12 protein-coding genes are annotated in these 12,331 nt (G+C 73.8%); 5 read left to right on the top strand and 7 right to left on the bottom strand.

Translation table 11 applies throughout. The annotated features are described in order from the left end of the window. The first annotated feature begins 10 nt into the window (after window positions 1-10). Together G6039_RS22380 and G6039_RS22375 are read left to right on the top strand one after the other, a co-directional pair. Window positions 11-1,057, top strand: a complete 1,047-nt coding sequence (locus G6039_RS22380) for a UDP-N-acetylmuramate dehydrogenase (RefSeq protein ID WP_043803272.1) — start codon at window positions 11-13, stop codon at window positions 1,055-1,057. A gap of 66 nt (window positions 1,058-1,123) precedes the next feature. After that, the gene (locus G6039_RS22375) at window positions 1,124-2,299 is read left to right on the top strand and encodes a L,D-transpeptidase (RefSeq protein WP_043803269.1); all 1,176 of its coding nucleotides are present in this window, start codon (window positions 1,124-1,126) and stop codon (window positions 2,297-2,299) included. Between the two features lie 10 nt (window positions 2,300-2,309). Here the strand turns inward: G6039_RS22375 and G6039_RS22370 are convergent, their stop codons facing one another. The 3 genes from G6039_RS22370 to G6039_RS22360 all read right to left on the bottom strand — a co-directional run bounded on the left by G6039_RS22370 (window position 2,310) and on the right by G6039_RS22360 (window position 5,137). Then, window positions 2,310-3,362 carry a DUF2804 domain-containing protein gene (locus tag G6039_RS22370; protein ID WP_043803266.1) on the bottom strand — a complete coding sequence of 351 codons (1,053 nt, stop codon included), beginning with the start codon at window positions 3,360-3,362 and terminating at the stop codon, window positions 2,310-2,312. Between the two features lie 6 nt (window positions 3,363-3,368). Continuing rightward, on the bottom strand, window positions 3,369-4,118 hold the full coding sequence (locus G6039_RS22365) for an SDR family NAD(P)-dependent oxidoreductase (RefSeq protein ID WP_006946542.1): 750 nt from the start codon (window positions 4,116-4,118) through the stop codon (window positions 3,369-3,371). 62 nt (window positions 4,119-4,180) lie between these two features. After that, window positions 4,181-5,137 carry a TauD/TfdA dioxygenase family protein gene (locus tag G6039_RS22360; RefSeq protein ID WP_043803264.1) on the bottom strand — a complete coding sequence of 319 codons (957 nt, stop codon included), beginning with the start codon at window positions 5,135-5,137 and terminating at the stop codon, window positions 4,181-4,183. A 485-nt stretch (window positions 5,138-5,622) separates the two neighbouring features. Between G6039_RS22360 and G6039_RS22350 the strand changes: the two genes are divergently transcribed. Further along, window positions 5,623-6,819 (top strand): ROK family protein, encoded by a 1,197-nt coding sequence (locus G6039_RS22350; protein WP_373867519.1) that lies wholly within the window; start codon window positions 5,623-5,625, stop codon window positions 6,817-6,819. A gap of 83 nt (window positions 6,820-6,902) precedes the next feature. On the opposite strand, the gene G6039_RS22345 is transcribed toward G6039_RS22350, so the two are convergent. Genes G6039_RS22345 through G6039_RS22335 form a run of 3 tightly spaced genes read right to left on the bottom strand, consistent with a single transcriptional unit; the run spans window position 6,903 to window position 9,212 of the window. After that, window positions 6,903-7,937: a tocopherol cyclase family protein gene (locus tag G6039_RS22345; RefSeq protein WP_043803262.1), complete on the bottom strand. Its 1,035-nt coding sequence runs from the start codon at window positions 7,935-7,937 to the stop codon at window positions 6,903-6,905. A gap of 5 nt (window positions 7,938-7,942) precedes the next feature. Beyond that, the gene (locus tag G6039_RS22340) at window positions 7,943-8,404 is read right to left on the bottom strand and encodes an SRPBCC family protein (protein ID WP_043803259.1); all 462 of its coding nucleotides are present in this window, start codon (window positions 8,402-8,404) and stop codon (window positions 7,943-7,945) included. Between the two features lie 25 nt (window positions 8,405-8,429). Next, window positions 8,430-9,212, bottom strand: coding sequence for a PIG-L family deacetylase (locus tag G6039_RS22335; protein ID WP_043803258.1), 783 nt, complete (start codon window positions 9,210-9,212; stop codon window positions 8,430-8,432). Between G6039_RS22335 and G6039_RS22330 the strand changes: the two genes are divergently transcribed. Both G6039_RS22330 and G6039_RS22325 read left to right on the top strand, forming a co-directional pair. Then, a complete protein-coding gene (locus tag G6039_RS22330; RefSeq protein WP_037201057.1) occupies window positions 9,211-10,401 on the top strand; it encodes an MFS transporter in 1,191 nt (396 codons plus the stop codon). The two genes, G6039_RS22335 and G6039_RS22330, sit on opposite strands and share 2 nt — an antisense overlap. Window positions 10,402-10,406: 5 nt before the next feature. Beyond that, window positions 10,407-11,228 carry an alpha/beta fold hydrolase gene (locus G6039_RS22325; RefSeq protein ID WP_006942311.1) on the top strand — a complete coding sequence of 274 codons (822 nt, stop codon included), beginning with the start codon at window positions 10,407-10,409 and terminating at the stop codon, window positions 11,226-11,228. On the opposite strand, the gene G6039_RS22320 is transcribed toward G6039_RS22325, so the two are convergent. After that, a partial coding sequence (locus G6039_RS22320; protein WP_164528116.1) for an acyl-CoA dehydrogenase family protein occupies window positions 11,203-12,331 on the bottom strand: 1,129 nt, incomplete at its 5' end. The genes G6039_RS22325 and G6039_RS22320 overlap by 26 nt on opposite strands.

Raw genomic sequence — 12,331 nt, 5'->3', positions numbered from 1 at the left:
GGGCGCCGCCGTGTCCGAGGACGTGCCGCTGTCGACGCTGACCACGCTGCGGCTCGGCGGTCCGGCCCGGCTGCTCGCCGAGTGCACCACCACCGACACCCTCGTCGAGGTCGTCCGCCTGCTCGACGCGGCACGCGTCCCCACCCTCGTCCTGGCCGGCGGCTCCAACCTGGTGATCGGCGACGGCGGGTTCGACGGTGTGGTCGTGCGCATCGCGACCACCGGGATCGAGCCGGGGGAGGACACCGTGCGCGCCGAGGCCGGCGCCGGGTGGGACGACGTCGTCGCCCTGACCGTGAAGGCGGGCCTCGGCGGGCTCGAATGCCTGTCCGGCATCCCCGGCTCCACGGGTGCGACCCCGGTACAGAACGTCGGCGCCTACGGCGTCGAGGTCGGGTCGATTCTGAGGGCCGTGCGGCTGCTCGACCGCACCAGCGGCGACGTCCGGTGGATCGGCCCCGAGGACCTCGGGCTCGGGTACCGCACCAGTGTCCTCAAGCACTCCGACGACGCCCTGGTCCTCGAGGTCGACCTGGCCGTGCGGCCGGACGGGGCCAGCGCCCCCATCGGCTACCGGGAGCTGGCGTCGGCCCTGCACGCCGAGGAGGGCGAGCGACGCCCGGCCGCGGAGGTCCGAGAGCAGGTGCTCGCCCTGCGCCGGGGCAAGGGCATGGTGCTCGACCCGGACGACCCCGACACCTGGAGCGCCGGATCGTTCTTCACCAACCCCGTGCTCGCCGAGGACGAGCTGCCCCGCGTGCTCGCGGCCGTCGAGGAACGCGTCGGGCCCGACGTGCGGATCCCGCGGTTCCCCGCCGGTGGCGGCACCAAGCTCTCCGCGGGATGGCTGATCGAGCGGGCCGGGTTCGGCAAGGGCTTCCCCGGCCCCGGCGCGCCGGTGCGGCTGTCCACCAAGCACACCCTCGCGCTCACCAACCGCGGCACCGCGACCACCGCCGATCTGGTGGCCCTCGCGCGGGAGGTGCGCGACGGCGTGCAGGACGCGTTCGGTGTGCGGCTCGAGCCGGAGCCGGTCACCGTGGGTTGCTTCATCTGAGAGCCGGTCTGCCGGACCTGCCGCCGCGCTGCGACGCGACCGCGCGGCGGGCGTACCCTCGTCGGAGTGCTCCACCTGGGTGAACGAAGTCGTCGGTTGTTGTGGTTCGGGCTGCTCGCACTCGTCGCGGTGCTCGCGGCGTGCTCGTCGGGCCCCGGCGGGAGCGCGGTTCCCGCCGGCACCGCGCCCGTGGTGTCGATCGTCACCGACCCCGCCGACGGCGCCACCGACGTGAACCCCACCACCCCGATCCGCGTCTCGGTCACCGACGGCGAGCTCACCGACGTCGCCCTCACGAACGTCGGAACGAGCACCGTCGTGCGTGGCGCCCTCGCCGCCGACCGCCGCAGCTACACCGTCGCCGAACCGCTCGGCTACGGCGCGACCTACCGCTGGTCCGGCACGGCCGTCGGCTCCGACGGCGAGGCCGTGGCCGTCGAGGGCAGCTTCGACACCGTCGACCCCGACCGGGTCGTCTCCGCGAACCTGAACATCGCCGACGCGCAGCCGGTCGGGATCGCCGCCCCGATCATCGTCCAGTTCGACGGCCCGATCACCGACAAGGCCGCCGTCGAGAAGGCCATGGTGGTCGGCACCGACCCGCCGACCGTCGGCAGCTGGGCGTGGCTGCCCGACGACAACGGCGGTGCCCGCGCGCACTGGCGCCCGCAGCAGTACTGGACGCCGGGCACGGCGGTGCACCTCGACGCGCGGCTCTACGGCCTCGACTACGGCGACGGCGCCTACGGGGCGGAGGACCTCACCCTCGACTTCACCGTCGGCCGGAGCCAGGTCGTCGTGGCCGACGCCACGTCGCACCGCATGCAGGTGGTGCGCGACGGAGTGACGATCATGGACATCCCGGTGAGCTACGGGCAGGGCAACGAAGCCCGCAACGTCACCCGCAGCGGCGTCCACGTGGTCACCGAGAAGCACGAGGACTTCCTGATGTCCAACCCGCCGTACTACGAGAACGTGCGGGAACGCTGGGCGGTGCGGATCTCCAACAACGGCGAGTTCATCCACGCCAACCCCGCGACCCTCGGCCAGCAGGGGGCGACCAACGTCACCAACGGCTGCATCAACCTCTCGCTCGGGGACGCCCAGGAGTACTTCGCGACGGCGATGTACGGCGACCCGGTCGAGGTGTCCGGAACGTCGATCGAGCTGTCCGCCGCGGACGGCGACCTGTACGACTGGGCGATCGACTGGCCCACCTGGCAGTCGATGTCCGCGCTGTAGGCAAGGCGCACTACCAGCGGTTGCGCACCTTCTCGGCGAATCCGAGAAGCTCGCGCACCTCGAGCCGGGCACCGTCGTCGAGCGTGACGTGGCCGGTGAACCGGCCGAAGACCTGATGCTGCGTCGAGCGCAGGACGAGGGCGTTCACGTCGGCGGCGCGGTCGAGGATCGGCTCGAACCCCATCTCGAACCGGCCGTCGTTGCTCGAGAACCGCCACGGCGCGCCGTCGTAGGTGCCGTGAGGCAGATGGAACCGCACCCGGTCCAGCTTGTGCGCCACGCCGTCGAGCAGGAGCATGTTCTCGCTTCCGGCGGCGGTGTCGCCGAAGCCGTGGCCGACGGTGAACCCGAAGGGACGCCCCTCGTGCCGTCCCGATGCGGACGCCCAGAACCAGGTGTTGTCGTACGTCCACACGCCCCGGCCCCAGTCGAACACCCCGAACGCGGAGGCCGGGTCGAAGGTGCGCTCGCGGCCGCCGACCGTGATGGTGCCGGCGGCGGTGAGGCCGGGGATCTTCTGGTTGTAGTAGAACGCCCGCTCGTCGCCGGGGAACGGGATCGCGACGACCATCCGCTCGGCACCGGGCGAGGTGAGCACCACCTCGCCCGACAGGCCCCGCCCGCCCGCGAATCCGGGATGACGGACGATCAGCCGCCGGGCGCCGCGCTCGTGCCGGAACTCGAGGCGCATTCCACGCCGGTCGAGCACCACATCGCCCGCGTCCGCGGAGGCGGGCAACCGCAACCGTCCGAGCGGAAACGGGATCATCGCGTTCTCGGTGGTGTCCGCACGGTCGGCCAGGTCGAGCCAGCTCACGCCGAGCAGGCCCATGTAGCTGTTGTCGGCGACGGTCAGCGCGAGACCGAACGGGCCGTCGTCGCCGTCGGCGAGCACGCAGTAGTAGTCCCACTCCTTGATCCGCCACCGCGGTGCCGCGACCCGGGACCGGTCGTAGGCCCGGACCTCGGTGCCGGCCCAGCCGGCTTCGGCGAGACGGCCCCGCACGTCGAGCAACGGCCCCGGGGAGAGGCGGCGTTGCCCGGCGTCCCTCTCGATGCCCACCGGTTCCTACTCGGCGGTGCGGTGGAAGCGCATGGGGCCGGCCTGGTCGCGCGGCTGCACGATGATCTGGTCCAGGTTCACGTGCGGCGGGCGCGACGCGACGAAACCGACGATCTCCGCGATGTCCTCGGCCACCAGCGGTGTGATGCCCTCGTACACCTTGGCGGCGCGCTCGGCGTCCCCCTCGAACCGCACGAGGGAGAACTCGGTCTCCACCGCACCCGGCGCGATCTCGGTCAGGCGCACCGGCTTGCCGAGCAGCTCACCGCGCAGCGTGCGGTGCAGCACCGCCTGGGCATGCTTGGCGGAGGTGTAGCCCGCGCCGTTGTCGTAGGCATGGAACGCCGCCACCGACGTGATCGTGACGATCAGGCCGTCGCCGGAGTCGACGAGCTTCGGCAGCAGGGCCTTCGTCATCCGCAGGGTGCCGAGGACGTTGGTCTCCCACATCCAGCGCCAGTCGTCGAGGTCCGCCTCGGCGACCGGGGCCATGCCCTTGGCGCCGCCCGCGTTGTTGACCAGCACGTCCACCCGGGGGAGCACCGTCGTGAAGGCGGTCACCGAGTCCTCGTCCGTGACGTCCAGCTCGAGGGCCGTGCCCCCGATCTCGTCCGCGAGCTTCTCGATCCGGTCGACGCGGCGAGCGCCGACGACGACGTGGAAGCCCTGGGCTGCGAGGGTTCGGGCGGTGGCCTCGCCGATGCCGGAGGAGGCACCGGTGACGACGGCCACGCGGGAATCGGGAGAAATCGTCATGCAGGCGATCCTAGGGTGCCCCGGATACGGTCGCGCGGGGGTCCGCGCGACCGCGGCGCCCGTCACGACGCGAGCGGGCGGGGTACCTCGACGACCGAGTAGGCGCTCGCGTCGCCGGCGACGGACCGGCTCGCCTCGCCGTGCACGCTCACCGGGACGTCCCCGGCGAGGGTGATGCGATTCAGGCGACGGTGCAGGCCGTCGTAGTCGGCGACGGCGTAGTGCTGGGTGGCGCGGTTGTCCCACACCGCCACGTCCCCGGCGGCCCAGTTCCAGCGGGTGGTGTACTCCAGCCGGGTCTGGTGGTCCTGCAGCAGCCGGAACAGCGCCTGCGACTGCCGGCCGCTCAGCCCGACGAAGCCCTTGACGAAGTGGCCGAGCAGCAGCGACCGCTCCCCGGTCTCGGGGTGCACGCGCACCACCGGGTGCTCGGTCTCGAAGTACTCGGACCGGAACTCGGCGCGGTACTCGGCGACCCGCTCGTCGGCGCCGTCGCGGAGCTGCTCCGCGCTCTCGGCGGCGTAGTCGTACAGGTTGGTGTGGGTGGCCCACAGGTTCTCCGCCAGGGTCTTCAGCGGGGCGGGCAGGCCCTCGTAGGCCGCCACCCCGGAAGCCCACGTGGTCGAACCGCCGTAGGCGGGCAGTTCCACCGCGCGCAGGATCGACGCCTTCGGGATGCGGTCGACGAACGAGACGTCGGTGTGCCAGCTGTTCGCCTTGCCGTAGTCGGAGTCGATCGGGAGCACGTGCGCCCCGCGCGAGGTGACCGTGGGGTGCGCGGTGGTCGGCGTGCCGAGCAACTCGGCGAACGCGTACTGCGACGCGTCGTCGAGGTGGTGCTGTTCCCGGAAGAAGATCACCTTGTGCTCGGCCAGGGCGCGCCGGATCGCTTCGACGGTGGCCTCGTCGAGATCGCCGCCGAGCCGCACGCCGTCGACGCGGGCCCCGATGTGCCCGCCCAGACGGACCACGGACACGTCGCGAGCGGAGGCGGTGCGGGTATCGAAATCCACGGACATGGAGGACCTTTCGTAGATCGAACGTTGGTGCCGTCGACCTCATCACCGGCGGCGGGCCGGCGTAAGGGTTTCCGTCACCGTGATCGGGACCGTTGCCGCCGCGTCGCCGTGCGGATCGGACGCCGTGCGGATTGGACACAGTGGCGCGCGGCGGCTAGGTTGCGGATATGCCAGCTCGCCGTCTCCGTGCTCCGCGGGTCACCTACGTGACCGCCGCGCTGGGCTCGCGGCTGCCGCTGGCGCGCGAACTGTGTTGTCGCTGACACCGCCCTTCGCGCCCCGCTTCGTTTTCCCCGGCCGTCGGCCGGTGGGTCTCTGCCTCACGATCGAGCGGATCGGCGCCTCCCTGCCACGCCCCGGGTCTGCGGACCCGATCTCGAGGAAGAGCCGCAGTGACTGCAGTAGCTACGTCAAATGTCCTGTCCACCAATGTTATTCGCCCGACCTCCGGATCGGGCGTCCGTTCCCGTAGTGCCACCGCCCGGGTGCGATCGACGACGCGCGTGCAGATCGTGCCGCCCGAGCTGAAGGTCGCCGACGGCACCGCCGCCGCGGTGTTCCGGGTCGCCGCGGCGCGCGGGCCGATCTGCCGCGACCAGGCGGCGACGGCGACGGGCGCGAGCATCGCCACCGTGAACCGGCAGGTCTCGGCGCTGCTCGCCGCGGGCCTGCTCCGGGAGCGGCCGGATCTGACCGCGTCCGGTGCCGTGGGCCGGCCCCGGGTGCCGTTCGAGACCGACCACGAGCGCTACCTGACCGTCGGCATCCACATCGGTGCGGCCGTCACCGGCATCGTCGCGAGCGACCTGCGCGGGCGTGTGATCGGCGCGGTGGAGATCCCCACCCCGCGCGGCGGCCAGGAGGCGGCGCTCGGGGCGATCACCAGCAGCGCCAGGGCCTTCGCGTCGCGCTGGCACCGGCGCACGCCGCTGTGGGCGGGCGTCGCGCTCGGCGGCCGCGTCGATTCGGCCACCGGAACCGTGGACCACCCGCGGCTCGGCTGGGAGGATGCGCCCGTCGGGGCCGTGGTGAGCCGGGGCCTGGGCCTGCCGGTTTCCGTCGCCGCGCACGTCGAGGCGATGGCCGCCTCCGAGTTGCTGCTCACCCCCGACCGCGACACCGCCGATGTCGAGGGCGCCACCCTGTACTTCTACGCTCGCGAAACCGTCGGTATCGCAATCGCATTCGACGGCCGGGTGCACACACCGCGCGGCGGCCCGGGCTCGGTGTCGCACCTGCCCACCGGATCGTCCGTGCCGTGCGCCTGCGGTGCCCGCGGATGCCTCGAGGCCACCGTCGCCGACCGTGCGGTGCTGACCCGGGCGCGGGCCGCCGGCCTGCTCGACGCGGGCGCCACGTCCGTCTCCGCGTTGTACGCGCTGGCCCGCAACGGTTCTCACGAGGCCCACGAGATCCTCGTGGAGCGGGCACAGGTGCTGGGGCGGTCCGTCGCGATGCTCCGGGACCTGTTCAACCCGGACCGGGTGATCCTCGGCGGCCAGGCGTTCACCGCGTACCCGGAGGCCGCACCGCACGTCGCGCGCGCGCTCGCGTCGCCGTCGGGCGCCGACGTCCGGGTCACCGGATTCGGCGACCGAGTGCAGGCGCACGCCGCGAGCGTGGTGTCCTTGAGTTCGCTGTACTCCGATCCGCTGGGCGCGATGCGCCGGGCGCTGGTCTGATACGCGCACGGAATGGCTATCCGCGCAGACGATTCGATTTCACGCGCGGACGACCGGGAGGCGCGCGGATGCGGGGCCGCCGGTCAGCCGCCGTGCAGTGGCGGGCCGTCCGTCGCGTCCGCCGGCGCACCCCGCCGGTCCAGTTCGGCCCGCGCGCGGGCCAGACCGCCGTGCTCGAGCGCCGCGAGGGGCGACTCGTCCGCCCAGACCAGCGTGCCGCGGTCGCGGACGGTCACGCTCAGCGAGCCCGCGAGGTGCTCGAGGGCGCCGGGCACGTTGCGGCGCTCGAGGGGCCGCGGAACCGGCAGGACGTGCGCGGCGCTCAGCGGGGCGGTCGCCTCGATCTCGACGGTCCACCGCGGCCCGCGCCCGAACAGCGACCACCGCTCGTCGGCGACGTGGGCCCGCACCGGGGAGACCACGGGGTTGCCCAGCCGGATCACGGGTCCGTCCGGCAGGGCGACCACCACCGCCGTCACCTCGGTCCGCAGCGGTCCGGCGTGGACCTGCCCACCGGCGAAGGCGACGCACGCGGCGGAGTCGGTGAAGCCGTGCGCCTGGCCCCACCACCACGACTCCGGGAATCCGCCTCGGCCCCAGTTCTTCTCCGCGTACACCTGGGCGCCGTCCAGGTTCCACGTCTCGCCCCCGAGCACGGCCTCGCCCTCGGCTCGCCCGTCGAGCAGCCACGGGTGCCAGTACTGGTTGAGCGCGGGGACCGCGTGGAAGACGCTGGATCCGCCGAACCGGCGGCGGGGCCACGGCCGGGGCGCCGTCACCCGCACATCGAGGCGTGCGTCGTCGCCGAGGTCCACGCGCAGCCGGTCGGGCTCCCCGCGGAACGCCGTGCCCGCCGACGCGCCGAGCCGCCGCGGGTCGGCGAACCCCTCCGGATGCGCCGTCGTACGCAGGAATCCGCCCGGGTGCGCCGCCAGGCCGAGGGTCGCCCACGACCCGTCGGCGGCCCGGTTGACGCCGCACAGCGCGATCACCACCCGTCCGGTCCCGGGCTGGGTGAACCGCCAGAAGTACCCCTCCATCGCGACGTCGTGCGCCGCCAGCGGATCACCGAAGGGCAGGTCGGCGCCGGAGGCGCGGTAGCTCGAGCACAGCGACACGACGCTCAGATCCCGGCCCGGGCCGCGGCCGCGATGTCGTCGAGGTCCTGGTGCAGCGCCTTACGCGTCGCCCGCAGGGCCAGGGGAGCGACGAGCGCCGTCAGCGCCCGCCGGATCCGTCCCGGACGGCCGGCGTCGGCCGAGAACCGCACGGTCAGCGTCGTGCCGGCCCGCTCGGGGGCCAGGTCGAACTCGGTGCGGTAGCGCACACCGCCGGATTCGGCCTCGACGGCCGTGTGCCGCCCCGGCTCCACGGCCGTCACGGTCATCTCCTCGGTCGCGGCCCTGCCGAACATCGTGCGGGTCTCGCGCCAGCGGGTGCCGACCTCGTAGCCGACGCCCGCGAGCCGTTCGACACCCTGCACCCCGCTCAGGATCTGCGGGGCCGAGTCGACGGAGGTCAGCACCCGCCACACCCGGTCGGGTGGTGCGTCGACGAAACGGCTCAGCTCGACGTGGTGGCCCATTCGCGCTCCTCTTCGGTCGGGTCGATCACAGGGGCAGGGCGTTCTCCTGCAGCGTCGGCTCCGCGCCGCGCCGGCGGAACCATTCGAGGCCGAAGGCGCTCGCGAGCTGTTCCGGCGTCATCGCCAGCATCGGCCCGAAGTCACCGACCTGTGAGGCGTGCGCGAGCATCGCCGCCCGTTTCGCGGGGATCGTCGCGGACACGTCGATCGTGGTGGTGATCTCGGCCTCCGGCAGGCCGAACGTGTCCAGGTCCGGGGGCGACGCGTCCGGGCTCACGTCCGGGTTGGCGGCGAGCAGGCGACGGATGTGGTCCCGGTTCATCGCCGCCTCGTACACCGACGGGTGCGCGGTCAGCTCCTGGGCCCGGGCGCCGACGCGGTGCACCTGCACGTGGTCGGGGTGCCCGTATCCGCCGTTGGGGTCGTAGATGGTGACGACGTCGGCGTTCTCCTCCGCGAGCACGGCCGCGAGCCGGGCCGCGGCCGAGTCCACGTCGACGTTGCAGAACGCGGCCGGGTCCGCGTTCTGCGGCGCCCCGGCCATGCCCGAATCGGCGTAGCCCAGCGGCACCAGGCGGGCGACTCCCAGCGTCTCCGCCGACGCCTCGAGCTCGGCGCGGCGACGCTGCACCAGGGACTCGCCGGGACCGAGCAGCCCGTCGGGGACCTCGCCCGCGGCGCCGTCCGTCGCCACGACCAGCACCACCCGATGCCCCGCGTCCGCGGCGAGGCGCATCACCCCGCCGGTGGTGAACACCTCGTCGTCGGGATGGGCATGGAAACACACCAGCACGCTCACGTACTGCATGCTGGCACGAATGCGCTCCTACCGTGCACTGTTCACCGCGCCGGGCGCCGCCGCCTTCTGCCTGGCGGGGTTCGTCGCGCGGTTGCCGATCGCGATGGTCGGCATCGGCATCGTGACGATGTTCTCGCAGTTGCGGGGTGATTACGGCCTCGGTGGCGCCCTGGCCGCGGTGTTCGCGCTGTCGTACGCGGCGCTCACCCCGCTGGTCTCGCGGGCCGCGGACCGGCACGGGCAGTCCCGGGTCCTGCCGGTCGCCGCGGCGATCAGCGCGGCCGCGACCGCCGCGATGCTGGCGGGGGTGCGGTGGGAGGCGCCCGAGGCGCTGCTGTTCGCGTGCGCGGTCCCGGCGGGACTGATGCCCACGATCGGCGCCATGGTCCGCGCCCGGTGGACCGAGCTGCTCCGCGGCACCGACGGGTTGCGTACCGCGTTCGCGCTCGAGGCGGTGATCGACGAGCTGTGCTTCATCGTCGGGCCGGTGCTGTCGGTGGGGCTGAGCGTCGCCGCGTTCCCGGAGGCGGGCGCGTTGCTCGGGGCGGTGCTGCTGGTGATCGGCACGGTCGCGCTCGCCGCCCAGCGCGGCACCGAACCCCCGGCACGCCCGGTCGTCGCGGGGGCACCCGGCGCGAGCGTGCTGCGGATCCCGGTGCTCGTCGTGCTGGTGGTGGCGATGACGGCGATGGGCACGATCTTCGGCGTCGTCGACGTGGTCGGGGTCGCCTTCACCGCCGAGCGGGGCGCGCCCGGCGCCGCGACCGTGGTGCTGGCGATGTTCGCGACCGGGTCCGCGCTCGGCGGCCTCGTCTTCGGGGCGGTGCGGCTGCGGGCGCCGCTGACGCGGCAGCTGCTCGGCGCGACGGCGGCCGTCGCGGTCCTGCTGTGGCCGCTGCTGCTCGCCGACACGGTGCCGGCCCTCGCGGTGCTCTACCTGTCGGCCGGGGTGGCCGTCGCCCCCACCATGATCGTCGCGACCTCCCTGACCGAGCGGATCGTGCCGCCGGGCCGGCTCACCGAGGGCATCACCTGGACGGTCACGGGACTCGGGGTCGGTGTCGCGGTCGGCTCCGCCGTCGTCGGTCAGGTCATCGACCGGTCCGGGCCGAGCGCGGGCATCGGGGTCGCGGTGGTGGCCGCGCTCGTCGGATGCGCGTGCGCGGTGGGAGTGGCCCGGCTCGCCCGGCTAGGGTGACCCGCATGACAATCCGCGAGGTCGAGAGCTCCGACGGCACCCCCATCGTCTACCGCGTCACCGGCGATCCCGCCCACCGCCCGCTGGTCCTGCTGCACGGCTGGGCCCAGTCGTCGCGGTGCTGGGGCGAGGCCGTGCTCGACGAGCTGGCCCGCACCCACCGGGTGATCGCCGTCGACCTGCGCGGACACGGGTACTCCGGGGCCCCGGAGACCGGATACGACGAGTCGAAGCTGTGGGCCGCGGACGTGCAGGCCGTGCTCGACGCCGAAGGCGCCCACGGGGCGGTGCTGCTCGGCTGGTCCTACGGCGGCCTGGTGATCTGCGACTACCTCGCGACCCACGGCACCGACCGCGTCGCCGGGATCGTGCTGGTCGGCGCGATCACCAGCATCGGCCGGGGCGAGAAGGGCGGCAAGGTCGGGGCGGCCATGCGCGCGGCCGTCCCCGACGCGATGTCCGAGGACGCGGCGACGGCGATCCGCGCCCTGGGCGCCTTCGGCACGGCCCTCACCGGGCCCGGGGAGGGCAAGGGCGTCGCGGCACAGGCGCTGTTCGGCACCAGCCTGTGCACCCCGCCCCGCGTGCGGGCGGCGATGTTCGCGCGGACGGTGCGCAACGACGAGCTGCTGCGGGGCCTCGACACGCCCGTACTCGTCCTGCACGGCACGGCCGACTCGGTCGTCGACGTCTCGGCCGCCGAGCACGCGGCGTCGCTGCTGCCGAACGCGACGACCTCGTTCTGGGAGGGCACCGACCACGGCCCGTTCGTCGAGGACCCGCAGCGGTTCGCCGCGGAGGTCACGCGCTTCGCGGGATCGCTGTAGCCGCTGCCGACCCGAGCGCCTGCGCCCCGGCGAGCAGCAGTGTCTCCTCCGGCGTGAGCGGGTGGAACTTGACCCCGCGCACGTCGCGGTAGCACTGCTCGAGCGGGCTCGACCGGTAGAAGCCGCGGCCCCCGGCGACGTCGAGGGCCAGGTCGCACACCTCGATCGCGGTCCGCGCGATCTCGGCCTTGGCGGTCATCACCGCGGCGACCGTGGTCATCGACGGCACCGGGTCGTCGCCGACGACGTCGAGGGCACCGTCGAGGGCCCACGACGCGACCTGCAGGCGGGTGGCCGCGACGCCGAGCTGGCGTCGCACGCTCGGGTCGCCGGCCCGCGGCGTCCCGGCGACGAGCGCGGTCGCGTGCGCGTGCGCGGCCTCGGCAACCCCGAGGTACACGGCCGCGACGACGGGCATGGCGACGCTGAGCACCAGCTGGAACGGCGGGTCGATCACCCCGTACGGGCGGCGGGCGACCACGGCCGCGTCCGGGACGAACACGTCGGTCAGCTCGACGTCGTGGCTGCCGGTCCCGCGCATGCCGAGCGAGTCCCAGTTGTCGAGGACCCGCACCCCGTCGGCCTTCATCGGGACCATCATGTTGAGCACGATGCGGCCCTCGTCGGGGTCGTCGTACGGGAACATGGTGGCGAGCACGTCGCCGACCGGGGCCTGGCTGCAGAACACCTTGCGGCCGTCGACGCGGTAGCCACCGGGCACCTTCCGGGCGGTCCCGCGCGGCCGGGTCTGGTCGGCGCCGCCGGTGGAGACGAGCACGAGTCCCTCCCCGGCGACGCGGCGCAGCATCCGGTCCGCGCCGGGCGCGCCGTGCCGGTACCGCCACGCGGCGGCGAGCACGACGTGGTGGTGCATGGACGAGGCGAGGGCGGTGGCCGCGCAGTGGTGCGCCAGGGTGCGTTGCACGGTGGCGACGTCGCGCACGGTCGCGCCGTCGCCGCCGAGCTCGCGCGGGACGGCGAGCGCGAGGCGGCCCTCGGAGCGCAGGATCTCGTAGGCCTCGGCGACGAACGTGCCGTCGCGGTCGTGGGCGCGGGCGTACGGGGCGATCCGCCGGCCCAGTTCGTCGGTGCGGGCGGCGAGT

The organism is Rhodococcus aetherivorans, from assembly GCF_011058165.1.
In the GTDB taxonomy this organism is placed as follows: Bacteria; Actinomycetota; Actinomycetes; order Mycobacteriales; family Mycobacteriaceae; genus Rhodococcus; species Rhodococcus aetherivorans.
The sequence above is the reverse complement of the archived record's forward strand: the minus strand, read 5'-3'. Positions and strand labels throughout refer to the sequence as shown.

What these genes read in the sequence shown, in the direction of transcription:
- G6039_RS22365 (WP_006946542.1), bottom strand. Translation starts at nt 4,118, where the DNA reads ATGACGATTTCTCCCGATTCCCGCGTGGCCGTCGTCACCGGTGCCTCC.
- G6039_RS22335 (WP_043803258.1), bottom strand. Translation starts at nt 9,212, where the DNA reads ATGCAGTACGTGAGCGTGCTGGTGTGTTTCCATGCCCATCCCGACGAC.
- G6039_RS22325 (WP_006942311.1), top strand. Translation starts at nt 10,407, where the DNA reads ATGACAATCCGCGAGGTCGAGAGCTCCGACGGCACCCCCATCGTCTAC.
- G6039_RS22340 (WP_043803259.1), bottom strand. Translation starts at nt 8,404, where the DNA reads ATGGGCCACCACGTCGAGCTGAGCCGTTTCGTCGACGCACCACCCGAC.
- G6039_RS22330 (WP_037201057.1), top strand. Translation starts at nt 9,211, where the DNA reads ATGCTGGCACGAATGCGCTCCTACCGTGCACTGTTCACCGCGCCGGGC.
- G6039_RS22360 (WP_043803264.1), bottom strand. Translation starts at nt 5,137, where the DNA reads ATGTCCGTGGATTTCGATACCCGCACCGCCTCCGCTCGCGACGTGTCC.